Here is a 17758-nt window from a genome sequence, read left to right on the forward strand (position 1 = left end):
TCATGAAGAACTCTGTCGTGTTTTTGACCAGTTTACTCAGTCTGCCAGCCGGCGCTGCGCAAGCCGAGGTGCTGTGGCAGGACTTTAGTGTCAGTTATTTAAATGGTGGCAATTACCGGGTAGGTGATCGACAGCGGCAGGTATACACCCTGGAACATGTCGCCGGGACCAGCTGGGGTGACAGTTTTTTGTTTATGGACCATTTGCGTTCAGCCAATGGCGACAGAGAGAACTACGGCGAATGGTCTCCGCGTTTCAGCTTAGCTAAAAATGGCTGGTATCAGTCTGCGGACGGCCTGGTCAAAGATGTGTTGGTGGCGACGACCATCGAAATGTCTGAGTTGAGTACGCATTACCTGTATGGCGTTGGACTGGACCTGAATGTGCCGGGTTTTAATTATGTTCAACTGAATATGTACCGCCGCAACAATGAGCAGCTAGAGGACAACTGGCAAACCACGGTCGTCTGGGGTTTTCCTTTTGAAATTGCGGGTCAGAGTTTTGTCTGGGATGGTTTTCTTGATTGGTTTAACAGTACCGACGATCAGCGTGCCAGTTGTAACTGGACTTCGCAGGTCAAATGGCTGGCGAGCCCGGCATTGGGGCTGGAATCCCGTTTGTATCTGGGGCTTGAATATGCGCTGTGGCGCAATAAGTTTGGTATTGCAGACAGCCCGGCATTCCGCACCAACGAGTCCAACGTCAGCGCATTGCTGAAGTGGTATTTCTGAAGCGCATCTGGAAAAGGGCCCAGCCAGACGGCTGGGCCAAAGCGGTGTAGCACACCACGCTAGGAACTAAAAATTTTCACTCTGCTTCTGCATTTCGGGAAACAGTCCGCCTGTTAACAGCACAGTTGCTGCCTGGGTAGTTTGCTGCAGCACTCTGGCTCTGAATCGGTGTCCTTCACCGCATCCTGCTTGGATTCTGCCAGGTAAAAAGAAGGTCGTCGGTCGCTATAACCATGAAATTCAGCCAGTTGTGCAAAAACTTTAAATAAGTACTGCCACTTCATAGTAACCTCCGTTTGCTTCATTGCTGAGCACAGTCTAGTCAGGCGGCTGGTGAATGATTAGCCAGTTTAATTGCGACAAATTGTTTCCTTAAAGAAACAATTATGCTGCACTAAAACAGGTAAAATGCGGTCTTTATGGCAGGAGGACGCAGTGTCTTTATTACAACGTTTAAGTGATATGGCGGTGTTTGCCCGGGTGGTGGAATGTCGCAGTTTTACTCAGGCCGGGCTGGCGCTGGATATGTCCAAAGGCGCGGTCAGTAAAGCCATCAGCCGGCTGGAGCAACACCTGAAAGTACGGCTGTTGCAGCGTTCCACCCGGCAGCTCAGCCTGACCGCCGAAGGGCAGGCCTTTTTTGCCTATTGCCAGCAGGTGGTGCAACAGGCCGATCAGGCGGAGCATCATTTGTCGGAGCTGCGCGACGAACCTTCGGGGTTGATCCGGCTGTCGGCCCCTGTCACCTTTGGCACTATGGTGCTGGCCCCCTTATTTGCTGGTTTACACCGCCAGTACCCTATGTTGCAGATTGAACTGGATCTGGATGACAACCTGGTGGATTTAATTGGTGAACAGTTCGATTTGGCCGTGCGCTTTGGCAAACTGGCCGACTCCAGCCTGATTGCCCGTGCCTTGCCAGGCCTGCCGATAGTGCTGGTGGCGTCCCCTGGTTATCTGCAGCAGCATGGAACCCCAGCGCACCCGAATGAGCTGGTGCAACACAGTTGCCTGACCTTTGGCTCTGTGGCGGAGCGGACCTGGCGTTTTGAGCAGCAAGGCTGTGCCATTGATGTGCTGGTGGATGGGCCTTTGCGCTGCAACAGCAACAGGGCGATGTTGCATGCAGCACTGGCGGATTTAGGCATTTTATTTGTCAGCCGTTATCAGGTGGAGCAGGAGCTGGCCTGTGGCGCTTTGGTGGAATTGTTGCCTGACTTTATGCCCAAACCTGTGCCCTTTCACCTGGTGTACCCACACCGTCAGCATATGAAAGCCGGTTTAAAGGTGGTGATCCAGTATTTATTGCATCAGTTAAATCCTGAGTTATCTGCTGTCAGAGCGATGTAACAGAAATCAGGTTAATAAGCGCTGAAACAGCCGCTTCAGCGCCGCTTCTTTTAAGGGTTTCAGCATAAAGTGAAACCCGGCGTTCAACACTGCAGCACGAATGTCCGGGTTTGGGTCGGCGGAATTGACCACCACATGGGCCTGGATTCCCAAGTGTTGTTGCAGCTGGGTGGCCACATCCACGCCGGTGGCGCCCTGGTCTAAGTGGTAGTCAAACAGCAATAAATCGGGCGTAAAACCCGCTTGTACGGCCGCCAGCGCCTGAGCCGGGCCAGACACGGCCTGCACCTCAATTTGCCAGCTGAGTAACAACTCTTTGACTGCTTGTAATAACACCGGCTCGTTGTCGAGCAGCAGTACTTTTTTCTGATGGAAAAAGGCTTTGGCGCTGACGGCTGTTTGCAGCTGCTTTTTCTGCTGTACCCGGCACAAAGGCAGGTCCAGATAAAATACGGTACCGCGGCCTTCAACCGAATAAAAACCCAGGGAATGTCCCAGCAACTGACTGATTTTCTGACTGATGGCCAGGCCAATACCTAAACCTTTTTGATCGGCCTGTTTCCCCTGGCGGAATTCTTCAAAAATACGTTGCTGTTCGTCGGCGGCTATGCCCACCCCTGTGTCGGCCACCAGCAGCCGTAACTGGCCCTGATGGCGCTTCACGCCCAACACTACTTTGCCGTTGTGGGTATAACGGATGGCGTTACTGAGCAGGTTCTGCACCAGGCGTTTCAGCAATTTTTTGTCGCTGCAGGTGCCGAGTTTCGTGGCCTGGTAATGGAAGCTCAGGCCTTTGGCCTGCGCCAGTAAAGCCGCTTCACGGGCGCTGTGTTCCAACAGCTCGGCCAGCGCAAAGGGTTCGGTTTGTGCATGGATCACTCCGGCGTCCAGTTTAGTCAGTTCCAGAATACCGGACAGCAGCTCTTCGGCACTGTTGAGCGACAGGTTTAAATCCTGCGCTAACTGTTTTACCTCATGCTGCTGGCTGCGTTCGCGGATCAGACCGCAAAACAGTGCGGCGGCATTAAAGGGTTGCATCAGGTCATGACTGGCCGCGGCAAAGAAACGGGTTTTGGCGGCTGTGCTGGCTTCGATCTGCTGTTTGGCCTGCTGCAGTTGCTGGTTCAGTAGTTCCAGCTCGGCGGTACGCAACTGTACCCGCTGCTCCAGGGTGTCGTTGGACAGCTCCAGTGCGCGCTGGGCTTCAATAAAGGAGCTGACGTCGCTGTAAGTGGTGACAAAACCACCGCCGGGCAAGGGGTTGCCCTGCATTTCAAAGACCCGGCCGTCCTGCTGCTGGCGCTGGAATTTGTAGCTGGAGCCCTGGCGCAGATAAGCCAACCGTTTTTGCACTTCGGTGCAAATTTCCTTTTCGGTCAGGCTTTGGCCAGCGCGGCCCTGCTGCAGGTTAAAACGCAACAAGTCTTCCACAGGGCGGCCCACTTCCACCAGACCTGCCGGGTAGTCGAACAGCTGCAGGTAACGCTGGTTCCAGGCAATAATACGCAGGTCGGCGTCCACCACACTGATGCCCATGCTGATATTGTCGATGGTGGCATGCAGCAGCGTCTGGTTAAACTGAAACACCTGGCTGGCTTCGTCGACAAAACGCGCGACGGTGTCGATGGGCAGCTGTGCATGTTTGCTGCTGGCCTGCAGCAACAAACGCATGGACGCGCCACCGACCACGGCCGCCAGGCTGCGTTCCACGGCCTGCATCAGGGCCGGGTTGGCGCTTTGGTCAAAATTCTGTTCGCTCAGGTGGTAACGCTGCAGCAGTCGCCGGCTTTCTTTTTCGCCGGCAAAGCGGCGCACCAGCAAAAAGGCATCCTGCACCGACAAATTGTGGGGCTGGGGGTCGGTGCTTTTATCAGGCGTCCGGCGTAAAAAACGTTGGCTTTCCAGCCACTCGCCCAAACGGGTGCTGCTGAAATGGCTGACCAACAACAGGATCAGGGTGTTGATGGACAGGCTCAGCACCACCCCTAAACTTAAGGGGTCGAGCTGATGGCCAGAGAGTGAATTGGGTGCCAGCGCACTGATGCCAAAAGGCCCGCTGTTCAGCCAGCTGCTGGAGATAAAACCAGCCCGCGCCAGTTCAGGCCACAGCAGCAAATAGGCCCAAATGACAAAACCGCTGACCAGGCCTGCCACCGCCCCTTGTTTATTCACCCGCTGGCTGAACAGGCCGATAATCAGAGCCGGTGCCAGCTGGGCTATCAGTGCAAAAGCCATCAGTCCCAGACCGGCTAAACCGGCGCCTGAACCAATCCAGCGGTAATACAGATAACCCAGCAGCAAGACCGCCAGCATGGACCAGCGGCGCAAGGTCACCACTTTAATGCGCTGCTTGCCTTTTAGTTCTGCGCTTTGCGCGCGGTAGATCAGCGGTGTCAGTAAGTCGTTGGTGATCATAATGCCCAGCACCACAGTGGCCACTATCACCATGCTGGTGCCTGCGCTGAAGCCACCCAGATAAGCCAGCAGCGCCATGTCGGTGCGGTTGGCCGCCAGCGGCAGCTGCAGCACCACCAAATCAATATTGCTTTGCGGGCCGAGCAGCATAATGCCGGCCAGCGCCAGCGGCAGGGTAAACAGGCTCATCAGCAGCAAATAGCCCGGGAACACCCAGCGGGCATGGTGCAGCTGGCTCAGTTGCTGGTTCTCGACAAAGCTGACGTGAAACTGGCGCGGCAGGCACAAGGTGGCCAAAAAGCCCAGCAACACATGCAGCCAATAGACATAGGCAGGTTGTGCCTGCTGCTGAAACTCTTGCACAGCCTGGTGTTGCGCCGCCTGGCTGAAAATATCGCCGAAGCCGTCGAACAAACCAAAACAGACAAAAAAACCAATGCTCAGCAGCGCCAGCAGTTTCACCAGAGATTCAAAGGCAATAGCCGCCATCAGGCCTGGGTTGGGCTGATGTGCTTTTGCGCTTTTGCCGGAAAACAGCAGCGCAAATACCGCCAGCCAGAGCGTGACATAGAGGCCGGTGTCGCGGTACCAGTCGCTGGACGGCTGAATGACCACCAGCGCCTGAATACTGGTGCTGATGGCCTGCAGTTGCAGCGAGATATAAGGAATGATGGCCACCAGGACGATCAGGGTGGTCAGAATGGCCAACAAGCGGGAATGGCCGTAACGGGTAGAGATAAAGTCGGCCACCGAGGTAATTTTGTAGCGGCGGCAGGCAATGGCGATGCGGGCTATCAGGCCAAAACCAAACCAGAACAGCAGCAAAGACCCTATATAGGTCGGTGGGATCCACCAGCCATTATTGGCCGCCTGGGCCGTCACACCATAAAAAGCCCAGGAGGTGCAGTAAATGGACAAGGCAAAACTGAAGATCCAGGGCGACAGTTTATGGTGGCGGCTGATACGCCGTCCCAGGCTGCCAACCCCCAGCAGCACCAACAAATACAGCAGGGAAATGGCCGCAATGGTCCCCAGTCCGATACTGCTGCTGGCTATATTCATCAGAGGCACATGTTCCATCAGGGCGTTTGGCTTATTCTGCCTGTGGCCTTAACGTGCTGTCCAGCCACCATCCAGTACCAGCGTCTGGGCTGTGATATGGCGCGCCGCACTCTGGCATAAAAAGCTGGCGGTACCGGCAATTTCATCCACACCAATAAAGGCTTTTTGTGGCATAGGAGCCAGCATGATCTGTTCTATCACCTGCTGTTCGGTCAGACCGTGCTCGCGGCACTGGTCGGCGATTTGTGCTTCCACCAAAGGGGTGCGCACATAAGCCGGGCAAATGGTGTTGATGGTGAAGTCAAAATCGGCGTTTTCCAAAGCCACCACTTTACTAAAGCCCAGCAAACCGTGTTTGGCCGCCACATAGGCGGATTTAAAAGGCGAGGCGACTAAAGCATGAATGGAACCGACATTGATAATGCGACCAAAACCGCGCTGGCGCATCCCTGGCAGCAGGGCTTTGCTGAGCATGGCGGGGCCTGTCAGCATCACCTGGAGTAATTGCGCCCATTTTTCTGGCGGAAAATCATCCAGCCGCGCCACATGCTGAATGCCGGCATTGTTAACCAGCACATCCACCTGCAGCGCAGCGCAGGCGTCTATGGAGTCTTGACTGGTTAAATCCAGCTGCTGTACCTGAGCGTCAATGCCTTGTTGCTGCAGTTGCTGCTGTTTGCTGTGCAGCAGGGCCGGGTTTAAGTCGGCCAGAATAACCTGGTGGCCTTCGCTGCCCAATTGCTGGGCCACCGCAAAACCAATGCCGCCTGTCCCACCTGTGATCAATACCTTCATGCTGTTGCCCTCAAAATAGCTGTACTGCGATGCTAGAAGCGTTCCGACAGCCGGACAACAGTGCTTTAGTGCTATGCATGGGCCGCGTGAGGTTTGAACTGAATTCGGCCTGAAGCTGGTCTGACAGGACAGCCTTGCTTTGCCAGCCTTGTTGGCTGTGATAAATTAGCGGCGAAACGTAAAAAATAATTTTTAATAAAGCTGCAGTTTTACCGGTAAAAACCTGATGTTTTGCAAACTTCACTGAGGTTTTGCCATCAACCAGGTAAATGAAGCGATTCAAAGAAATCGTTGCAGCGCAGACAACCGAGGTTTTTATGGAACATTCTTCCGCCCTGATCACCAATGACGCGGTGGTGCTGGGTTTATTAGCTCTCATTCTGGGCCTGGTGTTTCACACCAGCCACAGCACCAACAAAGCCTGCCAGGCATTTTACAAATATGTACCGGCATTATTGCTCTGTTATTTTATTCCGTCGCTGTTTAACAGTTTTGGCGTGATTGATGGCCATGCGTCCGGCCTGTACAAAATGGCGTCGCAGTACCTGTTGCCGGCCAGTCTGGTGTTACTGACACTGAGTATCGATTTTAAAGCCATTTTGGGCCTGGGCCCGAAAGCATTGATTATGTTTCTGACCGGCACCGCCGGTATCATTATTGGAGGCCCTGTCGCTTTGGCGCTGGTGGGCAGCTTTGCGCCTGAATCTTTGGGTGGTGAAGGCGAAAATGCCATCTGGCGCGGCATGACCACTATAGCCGGTAGCTGGATTGGTGGCGGAGCCAATCAGGCAGCCATGAAAGAGGTCTTTGGTGTTGGCGGGCCTATTTTCTCGGTGATGATTACGGTGGACGTGATAGTGGCCAATATCTGGATGGCGGTGCTGCTGTGGATAGCGGCCAATACCAGCCGTTTTGACCAAGCCAATGGTGCCGATGTCCGCGGCATTGAAGCGCTGCGTGCCAAAGTGGAAAAGTACCAGGCGGAGAACTCGCGCAACCCGACGCTGAATAACCTGATGGTGCTGGTGGCTGTGTCTTTTGGGGTGACGGGTGTCTCGCATTTATTGGCTGATTTTCTGGCCCCCTGGATTGAATTGCATGCGCCGCAACTGGCCATGTACAGCCTGACCAGTAAATTCTTCTGGATAGTGCTGATTGCCACCACTTTGGGTCTGGCCTTGTCTTTTACCAAAGCCCGTAATTTAGAAGCAGTTGGTGCATCCAAGCTGGGGTCTGTATTTATTTATATTCTGGTGGCGACCATTGGTATGCATATGGATGTGACCGCCATTATGGACCACCCGCTGATGTTCCTGGTTGGCATTATCTGGATGTCGGTGCATGCAGGCTTGTTGATTTTTGTTGCCCGCCTGATCAAAGCGCCGATGTTTTATATGGCGGTGGGCAGCCAGGCCAATGTCGGTGGTGCAGCCTCGGCGCCTGTGGTGGCAGCTGCTTTCCATCCGTCACTGGCACCTGTCGGTGTGTTGCTGGCGGTGCTTGGGTATGCGCTGGGGACTTATGGGGGCTATATTGCAGGGTTGCTGTTGCAGCAGGTTGCTCCCTAATTTTCGCCGTCATCCTCGCCAGGCTGGCGGCATTGTCATCGCTGTTCAGGCCAGTCACATACTGTATGTATGCTCCTGGCCCTGACCAGCTTGACGGCTTTGCCAGCCTGCCGATGCTTTAGGCGAACGGGCCGTTTATCTCGCCAGGCTGGCGGCATTGTCATCGCCGCCTGCTGTTCTGAGTGGGCCTGTTACATACTGGGTGTATGCTGTCGGCTCTGACCCGCTTGACGGCTTTGCCCTGTACTTATGCAGGGGCTGAACCGCTGGATTCACGCACTAATAATTCCGGAATAAACACCGGCTGGTCATCGGCCGTTACCTGGCTGCCGGGTCTGGTGTGTTTAAACAACAGTTCGGCGGCGCGCTGCGCTATGGTTGGGTTAGGCTGGTGCGCCGTGGTCAGTGGTGGCCAGGTCTGGCGCGAAAAGGGGCTGTTTTCAAAACCGACGATCGACAGCTGTTGCGGGATCTCAATATGCTGCAAGCGGGCACCAAACAAGGCGCCAGCGGCTATTTCGTCGTTACAGGCGAAAATGGCGCTGGGTTTATGCGCCATCGCCAATAACTGGTTGGCCCCTTTTACACCGGATTCAAACGAATAACTGCCGGGCACAATAAACTTCGGATTGGCCGTCAGGCCGCGCCGGTTCAGTGCGGCTTTAAAGCCAGCCAGGCGCTCGCCACTGGAGCTGTGTTCTTCATCGCCACATAAAAACGCAATCTCGGTATGGCCTAATTCCAGCAAATGGTTGGTGATTTTATAGGCGGCGGTAAAGTCGTCGACCAGCACGCAGTTGGTCAGTTTGGGCGATGGGGTGGAGCCCGAAATAATCCGCACAAAATCTACGCCAATGCGGGTTAATGCTTCAGCAATTTCCGGCATCTCAGAAAAAGGTGGGGTTAACACCAGGCCAGCCAGTCGCGCATGCTGCACTAAATCCACCACTTCCTGCACTATGCCGGGTGACTTGGCATTGGTTGGGTGGATCAAGAGTTCGTAGCCATGTTTACGGCAGGCATCCAGCAAGCCCCGTTGCATATCAATTACATAATAAGCGTTAGGGTTATCGTAAATATAACCAATGCTGTACGAGCGGGTACTGGCCAGGTTGCGGGCGGCCGCATTGGGCTGATAGTTCAGCTCGCGCATGGCGGCATGCACTTTATCTATAGTGGCCTGTTTCACCGAAGGCTCATTGTTCATCACTCTCGACACAGTTTTTATCGAGACGGCGGCCCTCGCTGCCACATCGTGGATTGTTACTTTCATGGTTATCCCGGCAAATTCGCGTACAGAAAAACAACGTGTTTTCAGGCAATTCAGCAGACCCTGACGCCTAAGATGACAGCGCTGGTCAATTTGTAACAAAGATTAAGTCTAGGGATAACTGTTTTTACGCCAAACAGCAAATCTAAATTTACAGCTTTTTGTTCAAAAAATGCTTCGGATTACCAATGGTTTAAACTGGATTTATTTTTGTCTTTATAAATCATTGATTTAGTCATTTTTGGTTTGGCTGTTTACACGACCAATGCACAAAATTTACCGACCAGCCACTTTTAAACAACTCATTTTTGATTTCAATAATTCGTCTAAATTTTCAACGAAAGGAGTTTGCAAAGGCTAATTTTTTTGTGTATGTTAATTTTCAATGACAGCGTTGTCATGGCAAAGGTCAAAACAACAGTTGTTTCAGGACGTAGAAAAATAAACATCGCACAACATCAGGAATGGGAGAGAAGCTTATGCTGCACAATAAAATGAATAAGTGCACTTTAGCGGTCAAAATGGGTCTGCTGATTGGTGCAGGCACGCTGTCCAGCGCTGTCTGGGCCGATCAGGCCGCAGAGCCAGCTGCAAAAGAACAACAGGTCGAAGTGATTCAGGTCAAAGGTATCCGTGCATCGCAGGAAGCCAACCTGAACGCCAAACGTTTCAGCGACACCATTATCGACGTGATCACTGCAGAAGATATTGGTAAGTTTCCAGACAAAAACGTCGCAGAATCCTTGCAGCGTGTGCCTGGTGTCACTATTCAACGTCAGTTTGGCGAAGGTGCAGCCGTTTCTATTCGTGGTGCAGGCCAGGATCTGACGCTGACTACTCTGAATGGTCAGAATGTGGCGTCTACCGGTTGGTTCGTTTTAGAGCCTGCCCGTCGTAGCTTTAACTATGAATTGCTGCCTTCTGAACTGGTTGGCGATTTAGAAGTGTATAAATCGTCTCAGGCTGACTTAGCTGAAGGTGGTGTGGGTGGTACTGTGGTGGTCAACACCCGTCGCCCGTTAGACCTGGATGCGATGACTTTATACGGTTCAATCGAAGGTCAGTATCAGACTGATTCAGGTGAAACCGATCCTTTATTCTCTGGCATGGGTAGCTGGAAAAACGACGCGGAAAACTTCGGTATTTTGGTTGCTGGTGTTGTGCAAAACCGCAGTCTGCAGCGTCAGGGCAATGAAGCGTTCTGGCAATGGGGTGCAGGTCCAGTCGCTTTTGAACAAGACCGTAAACGTACCGCCGCTACTATGACGTTGCAGTATCAACCGTCAGACGAACTGAACATCGTATTTAACGCGATGGATATGGAAATGGAAGCCAACAACACCAACTATGCGTTGTGGTTGACACAGGCAGATACCACTTGGGGTGGTGGTACCACTGAAGAATGGTTAGGTGACCCGAGCAAAGACGAAGGTACTCCGGTAAAAGGCCCGTTAAACGTTGCTTACTGGCAGGCCCGTCCGCGTGAAGCCACCATGAAATCTGAAGTGTTCGATCTGAAATTTGAGTTCAAGCGTGATAACTACGAATGGACAACCCAAATTGGTGACACATCATCCACAGGTGGTACTGACTTTGAGATGGTGGTGGACGATGGCACCGGTGGTACACCAATTCCTGGCGGTACTTATGATTTTACTGGTGGCGGTCAAACCTGGAATACCAATGGCTTTAACCTGAGTACTTATAATCCAGGCTCATTGGCAATGGGCACAGGTCCAAACTTTAACCGTACTCCGAAAGAAGACGGTGAAACTTATCTTCAGTCAGATATCAAATTTGATGTCAGCCTGGGCGCTATCAACGCCATTAAAACGGGCGTGAAGTTCTCTGACCACAACACAAAAAGCCGTCGTTTTGAATACATTCAGGCCGAAGGCTTTAACCCGGTTATTTCTACTGCCAATATTGGTGCCGGTACTATTGATGTAGGCGCCGGTGACTACAGCATTATGAAGTTTGACCCTGAAGCGCTGAAAGCATGGGCTAAGTCGTCCATTATTGGTGAAAACGAAGACTTGGGTGCGTACAGCGAAATCGACGAGAAAAACGCTGCTGCTTATGTCATGGCTAATTACGGTGTTGAATCGATTCGCGGTAATTTCGGTGTGCGTTATGTCACTACCGACGCTACTTCAACTTACTTTCTGGACGGTCAGCAGCGTGAAACGGATGCTGATTACGCAGAGTTTCTGCCAAGCTTTAACATTGTGATGGATCTGGCTGATGACGTCATTCTGCGTAGCAGTGCAGCCCGCACCCTGGCACGTCCACAGTATGTTGATATGTATGTAAACCCGAACGTAATGGGAACTAACGACGATTTACCAAACAACCAGCGTTGGATTGTTGGTAACGTCGGCCTGAAACCATTTATCGCTGACCAGTTCGATGTGGGTGTGGAGTGGTATTTCAATGCTAACTCCCTGGTGTCTGTCGGCCTGTTTACCAAAGACGTGAAAAACTTTGTCAACGTGACCAGCTCAACAGCGGCCGCAGACGAAATTCCGTTCCCGTTAACCCGACCAGAAGAAGCCGCGAACGGCTGGATTGTTGAGCAGAAAGTGAATGGCAAAGACGCAACAATTCAGGGTATGGAATTCCAGTACCAGCAGTACTTTGGTAACGGTTTTGGTAGCATCATCAACTACACCTACACTGACAGCGAAACGGATGCGAACACTTTCACTGACCTGAACAGCGTGTTGAGTGACAGTTCACGTCATTCTTACAACCTGACAGGGTATTTCGAGAACGAGCTGGGCCAGATCCGTCTGTCGTACAACTGGCGTAGTGAGTACATGATCCGTGAAGCGGGTTCTTACGGTAACCGTCTGCATGACGACTACGGCAGCTTAGACCTAAGTGCGGTATGGCATGTGACAGACAATATTGATATCAAACTGGATGCTATCAACCTGCTGGAAGAAAGTTCGAAGCAGTTTGGTAACAACCAGGGCGCTACCTTCTACAGTGGCTTTGCCGATGGCTTCCCGCTGTATGAATATGAAATGGCGCGTCGTTTAACTTTGGGTGCAAGCTTCCGCTTCTAACCCAAACCGAAACTTAAAAAGGGAAGGAGACTTCCCTTTTTGTTTCCTGTCGCTTACAACAGGCTGTCTCAGATAGAAGTTCAGGGAGCCCTTATGTCTTTTCAGGTTTCGCCCCTTTACAGGGAAAAACATGCCCACTTAAAAGTAGATAGCAGCAAAGTACTGCAGTCGATTGCGGCTCAGCATTTGCTGCCGGTACTTGTGGGCGAAATAATTCGTGTCGCTGGTGACCTGCCGGTGTTGTTTGTTAAACATAGCGCAACCGGCCAGTTTGAGTTGGTGGCACTGACTTCCCTTGAGGCGGGAAAAAACCTGCTGCTCAAAGACGGGCAGTGGCAGGGCATGTATCTGCCGCGGACTGTGCGAAATCACCCTTTGGCTCTGATGGAAGATGCCAATAATTCAGAGCAGCTGCTGATTGCGCTGATTGAATCCAGTCCGGCACTGAATGCAGTGCAGGGAAATGCCCTGTTTAATAGTGATGGTTCAGATTCCGACTACTTAAAGCAGAAAAGCGAGGCGCTTACTCAGGTGTTTCATGGCATGCAGCTCACCAAAGCCTTTTGCCAGCAGTTGGCAGAGCTTAACTTATTACAGCCGCAAACGCTGAAAGTCATGATGGCCGGGCAACCTCAGGAGATTCAGGGGCTGTATTGTATTGATGAGCAGCGTCTGAACCAGCTAAGTGACAGTGAGTTTAACGCGCTCAAAGACAGCCATGCCTTACCGGCAATTTATGCACATCTGATGTCGTTACAGCAGTTGCAGCGTTTGTCGCTATTGCATGCCAGCGCCGGTTAAGCCTATGCATCAGACTGAAGTGATACGGAAGGTGCTGATCGTTGGCGGAGGCACGGCGGGTTGGTTGACCGCCTGCCATCTGGCGAAACACTTGCAGCCACGATCTGCTGGTGGGGTTCAGATCACATTGCTCGAATCTCCCGATATTCCGACCATTGGAGTAGGCGAAGGCACTGTGCCTGCAATCCGCCGTAGTTTGCAGTATCTGGGGATCAGCGAAACTGAATTTATTCGCCGCTGTGATGCAACCTTTAAACAGAGCATTAAATTTGTCGACTGGACCCATAACCCCGGGCCTGTGGCTGATTATTACCACCACATTTTTGATTACCCTGAGCAACCAGGGCTGGACTTAACACCTTACTGGTTGCAGCGCAGTGACCAAAGCCGTTTTACCGATTGGGTATCGGTACAGGGGCATCTTTGTGACGCCTTCAAAGCACCGAAAACGATGACGCATGCGGAGTACGATGGCTTGGCCAATTATGCGTATCACCTGGATGCGGCTAAATTTGCTGCTCTGCTGACAGAACACGCCACTCAAAAGCTGGGTGTGCAGCATCAGCGTGCCACAGTAACAGCGGTGCCGCTGCGCAGCGATGGTGCTATTGCCGGTGTGCAAACGGATCTGCTGGGTGTGCTTGACGCCGATTTATACGTGGACTGTACCGGTTTTGCCTCGTTGTTGCTGGGACAGGCGTTACAGGTACCCTTTATCCCTAAGTCAGAGATTCTTTTTGCGGATTCAGCTTTAGCTGTACAGGTACCCTACCAGACGCCAGAGCAGGAAATTCCACCTTATACCATTGCAACCGCGCAGCCGGCGGGCTGGATTTGGGATATTGGCCTGACGACGCGGCGCGGCACCGGTTATGTCTACTCCAGCCAGCATTGCAGTCATGACGAGGCGGAGCAGGCGTTTCGCCGTTATCTCGGCAAGGGAACGGAGGAGCTGCCGTTGCGGCGTATTCCGATGCAGGTTGGATACCGTGCTGAAGTCTGGCATAAAAACTGTGTGGCGATTGGCTTATCGCAAGGCTTTGTCGAACCACTGGAAGCCACAGGCTTACTGGTGTTTGATGCCACAGCACGCATGCTGGCTGAGCAGTTTCCTCTGACGCAAAGCGCGGTTGCTGGCGCGGCCAGGCGTTTTAACCAGAAAGTACGGCAATCCTGGGACAAGGTGATCGACTTTATTAAGTTGCATTATCTGCTGTCGCAGCGCACAGATTCGGCTTTTTGGCTCGACAATCGGATGGCCGAGTCGATACCGGCCAGCTTGGCCGACAATCTGGCCTACTGGCAGCATCAACTGCCCAGTCATTACGATTTTTCCAGTCGTTTTGAAATTTTCAACCTGGATAACTACCAGTACGTTCTGTATGGCATGGAGTTTAAGCCAGAAATGGCTGCATTGACGGAGCGTCATCAACAGCATGAGCAGGCCGCTGCAGCGCTGCACTGGATGCAGCAGCGGCAACAGCAGGCGCTGGCGACCTTACCTGGCCACAGAGCATTGTTGAATAACATTAAAAAATATGGTTTGCAGCGTGTCTAACGGGGGCTGATGATGCAAAAAACCTTAACCATAGTGGGCGGGGGCTCGTCAGGCTGGATGACGGCTATTTATCTGAACCGGCTATTTAATCAGAGCGAACAACGCTTGCAGATCCGTCTGGTGGAGAGCCCGGATATTGGCATTATCGGCGTCGGTGAAGCGACTGTGCACAGTATCCGTTTTTTCTTTGCCGCTATGGGTCTGGATGAGCAGGAACTGCTGCGCGAGACCAATGCCAGTTTTAAAACCGGCATTTTATTTCGCAACTGGATGGCGCCGGTGAATGGCGTGATGCATGAATATTTTCACCCTTTTGAACAGCAGCAATTGGGCCGGCAGTTGGATATCTCCAGCTGCTGGTTTGTGCAAAAGCGTGAGGCGCAGGAACGTTATGATCAGGGGGTGTCGCTCAGTGCTGCATTGATGGCCGCCGGCCATGGCCCCAAATCGCCGCAGTCCAGACCCTATCAGGGCGTCGTGCCTTATGGTTATCATCTGGATGCCAGCCTGCTGGCACGGTTTTTACGCCGTAAAGCGGTGGAAGCTGGCGTAGAACATATTCAGGATACGGTTACCGACGTGACAGTGCAGGATGGCAACATTCTGGCGGTGCACTCGGCCCAAGCCAGCTATCACAGCGACTGGTTTATCGACTCTACCGGTTTTCGTGGGTTGTTGATGGAGGCCTTGGGGCAGGATAACTGGCAGTCGTTTGAAGATGCGCTGCCCTGCAACAGGGCTGTGGCTATTCAGCGCGAATTGCCAAAAGACCAACAGCCTCACCCTTACACTGTGGCGACAGCCTTGAGCCATGGCTGGGCCTGGCAAATTGACCTGACCAGTCGGCAAGGCACAGGTTATGTCTATGATGGCAACGCGCTGACACCAGAACAGGCCGAACAGGAATTGCGGGAATTTCTGGGCTGGGATTCGGGGTTTATTAAATGCACCCACCTGAAGATGAAGGTGGGGTGTCGTCGTGAGTTCTGGAAAGGTAACTGCATTGCCGTGGGACTGGCAGGTGGTTTTATTGAGCCGTTGGAATCGACCGGCTTGCATTTGATTAACCTGGGGGCGCGTTTGTTGGGCACACACCTGATGCAGGATAAACCTGGCCAGGTAGTGCGGGATGCCTATAACAAAGCGATGAATGGTTTTTACCAGGATTTAAAGCGTTTTATTGTGCTGCATTATTGCCTGACGAACCGAACCGACACCGGGTTCTGGCGAAAAGCTGCAGCCTCAGCTGACTACTGCGAAGGCTTGCCAGAGATGCTGGCGTTGTGGAAGCAGAAAATCTGCGAATACCATGATTTAGCGGGCGGCTATGCAACCACCTTTGTTGATGAAAATTACCGCTATATCTTGTACGGTATGCAGCATTACCCTGAGTTGAACTTTGCCGGTTGCGACGAATTGAATCAGCCCTTTGAGGAATTAAGGCGCATGTCAGAAAAAGCACTGCAAATGACCATGCCTCATGGCGACTACCTGCGACAGTATTGCCAGCAGCTGTAAGCCGGGGAGTTACGGATTAAATTTTGCCAGCAGCTGTAAGCCGGGGAGTTAGGGGTTAAACTTTGCCAGTAACTGCTGAAGATAAGGGGCATAAGGCTGCCAGCTCTTGATGCCCTCTTGATGCAGCGGCTGGCGGACCTGCTGGTTGCTCAGGGTATGTACAGCTCTGGCGTTCAGGTGAAACTCAAAACAGCCGGCTTCCGCTTCCAGACCACAAAATGCCAGGAGCCGGTGGATTTGTGCATGCGGGTCTTGCACCAGCTGCTCATAGTCCAGCGTCAATAACTTATCGCCAAGCTGCTGTTGCCAGTAGCGCATCAACGCATCGCTGGCTTGCTGATACTGATACAACTCATCCAGGTCGTAACTAAAACCAATACCTTGATCAAACAGCTGGCGGTAACAGCCCCAGATGGTGTCAAGCGGATCGCGCCTGCACCAGATCAGTTTCGCGCCCGGTAATGCCTTGTGAATTAATCCCAGCGCTTTGAAATTAAGTGGCATTTTGTCAGTGAACAGGCCCTTGAGTTGCAATGGTTTGGTCAGGTTCAGGTAGTGTTGCCCCAGTTGTTGCCAATCGGGATCTTGCAGCCTGTTGGCCCAATCCGGAAATGGCAGCTGCAGCTGGCGTTGATTCAGCACCATTTCACTGGCTCTGGCCAGCTCATACAATTCGTCGCCAGCTGTAACCTGAGAGTGTGCAGATAAGATCTGTTCTGTCAGCGTGGTGCCTGAGCGGGGCAAACCACAAATAAAAATACATTCGCGGCCAAGTTCTGGCTGTGGCGGTTGTCGCTGGAGAAGATCGGCCGAAAACTGCTGTGGAATACGGCTGAACTCGGCGAGTTCAGGTTGCAATCGGTAATTCAGTGCACGTTTTTTGGCCGCAGCCCCCTGGCTGAGCGCCGAAAAGGCGCCAGCATAATCCTGCTGCATGTGCAGGGCTCTGTGCAGACTATAGTAAAAAAATGCTTGTTGCTCTGCAGTTGTCGCCGATGCCGCCTGTTGTCGCAATGTGGCGAGTTCAGCTGCAGTCCAGTTTGGATTTAAATCCGACAATAACCACCAACTGGCGCCCGATGCCGGGTTTTGCGCAATGGTCTGTCGCAGGCTGTTGCGGGCGGCGTCACTGGCACCCGCTTCCTTTTGCAGTAGCCCGAGCAAATGCCAGTCCTGGCTTTGTCCTTGCTGAATCATCTGCTGTAGCAATTGTATAGCGGCGTCATGTTGGCCTAACCGGCGCAATGCACTGACCTGCACTGTAGCCGCAAAGCTTCGTTGCGGCTCTGCCCAGTTTTTGCTTTGCACCAGTGCCAGTAGCAAAGACCAACGGCCCTGCTGTGCCAACTGACGGCAGATCCGTTGTAGCCAGGGCAAATCCTGTTGCTGTGTCTGCAATAACAGACTGAGTTGCTGTTGCAGTGTCGAATCGTGATCCATAACTGGTGAGTGGATAAAAATACCTGAGCTCTTATAGTGACATGGATGACTTTGTCACAACAGAAAAACCTAACATCTTATTTTTAAAGTTGTTTTAGCTAAAGCGCTGACAGAATCTGCCGTCAGGCTAAATTTTTCTAGAGAATTGGCACAATCTGGGGTAAGTTGGTTCGCAAATT

Annotated in this window: 12 protein-coding genes; 7 read left to right on the top strand and 5 right to left on the bottom strand. The window is 52.4% G+C overall.

The window, feature by feature from the left end; all coding sequences use genetic code 11:
• Positions 1-2 precede the first annotated feature (2 nt).
• Positions 3-731, top strand: coding sequence for an outer membrane protein OmpK (locus tag WKJ03_RS14195; protein WP_337842880.1), 729 nt, complete (start codon positions 3-5; stop codon positions 729-731).
• Positions 732-844: 113 nt separating this feature from the next.
• Here WKJ03_RS14195 and WKJ03_RS14200 read toward each other — a convergent pair whose 3' ends face one another.
• Positions 845-1015, bottom strand: a complete 171-nt coding sequence (locus WKJ03_RS14200) for a hypothetical protein (RefSeq protein WP_337842881.1) — start codon at positions 1013-1015, stop codon at positions 845-847.
• A gap of 151 nt (positions 1016-1166) precedes the next feature.
• Between WKJ03_RS14200 and WKJ03_RS14205 the strand changes: the two genes are divergently transcribed.
• Positions 1167-2081, top strand: coding sequence for a LysR family transcriptional regulator (locus WKJ03_RS14205; RefSeq protein WP_337842882.1), 915 nt, complete (start codon positions 1167-1169; stop codon positions 2079-2081).
• Between the two features lie 6 nt (positions 2082-2087).
• Here the strand turns inward: WKJ03_RS14205 and WKJ03_RS14210 are convergent, their stop codons facing one another.
• A complete protein-coding gene (locus WKJ03_RS14210; RefSeq protein WP_337842883.1) occupies positions 2088-5558 on the bottom strand; it encodes a PAS domain-containing hybrid sensor histidine kinase/response regulator in 3471 nt (1156 codons plus the stop codon).
• 48 nt (positions 5559-5606) lie between these two features.
• Entirely contained in the window at positions 5607-6353 is a 747-nt protein-coding gene (locus WKJ03_RS14215; protein ID WP_337842884.1) for a 3-hydroxybutyrate dehydrogenase, read from the bottom strand.
• A 317-nt stretch (positions 6354-6670) separates the two neighbouring features.
• On the opposite strand from WKJ03_RS14215, the gene WKJ03_RS14220 reads away from it, so the two are divergent.
• On the top strand, positions 6671-7921 hold the full coding sequence (locus WKJ03_RS14220) for a DUF819 family protein (RefSeq protein ID WP_337842885.1): 1251 nt from the start codon (positions 6671-6673) through the stop codon (positions 7919-7921).
• Between the two features lie 247 nt (positions 7922-8168).
• Here WKJ03_RS14220 and WKJ03_RS14225 read toward each other — a convergent pair whose 3' ends face one another.
• On the bottom strand, positions 8169-9194 hold the full coding sequence (locus WKJ03_RS14225; protein WP_337842886.1) for a LacI family DNA-binding transcriptional regulator: 1026 nt from the start codon (positions 9192-9194) through the stop codon (positions 8169-8171).
• Between the two features lie 476 nt (positions 9195-9670).
• On the opposite strand from WKJ03_RS14225, the gene WKJ03_RS14230 reads away from it, so the two are divergent.
• The 4 genes from WKJ03_RS14230 to WKJ03_RS14245 all read left to right on the top strand — a co-directional run bounded on the left by WKJ03_RS14230 (position 9671) and on the right by WKJ03_RS14245 (position 16139).
• A complete protein-coding gene (locus WKJ03_RS14230; protein ID WP_337842887.1) occupies positions 9671-12262 on the top strand; it encodes a TonB-dependent receptor in 2592 nt (863 codons plus the stop codon).
• A 93-nt stretch (positions 12263-12355) separates the two neighbouring features.
• A complete protein-coding gene (locus WKJ03_RS14235) occupies positions 12356-13063 on the top strand; it encodes a SapC family protein (protein WP_337842888.1) in 708 nt (235 codons plus the stop codon).
• Between the two features lie 4 nt (positions 13064-13067).
• The gene (locus WKJ03_RS14240) at positions 13068-14621 is read left to right on the top strand and encodes a tryptophan halogenase family protein (RefSeq protein ID WP_337842889.1); all 1554 of its coding nucleotides are present in this window, start codon (positions 13068-13070) and stop codon (positions 14619-14621) included.
• 12 nt (positions 14622-14633) lie between these two features.
• Complete coding sequence (locus WKJ03_RS14245; protein ID WP_337842890.1) at positions 14634-16139, top strand: tryptophan halogenase family protein; 1506 nt, start codon at positions 14634-14636, stop codon at positions 16137-16139.
• A gap of 48 nt (positions 16140-16187) precedes the next feature.
• Here the strand turns inward: WKJ03_RS14245 and WKJ03_RS14250 are convergent, their stop codons facing one another.
• Positions 16188-17579 carry a sulfotransferase gene (locus WKJ03_RS14250; RefSeq protein ID WP_337842891.1) on the bottom strand — a complete coding sequence of 464 codons (1392 nt, stop codon included), beginning with the start codon at positions 17577-17579 and terminating at the stop codon, positions 16188-16190.
• Positions 17580-17758 lie beyond the last annotated feature (179 nt).

The organism is Rheinheimera sp. (assembly GCF_037442525.1).
Lineage (GTDB): Bacteria > Pseudomonadota > Gammaproteobacteria > Enterobacterales > Alteromonadaceae > Pararheinheimera.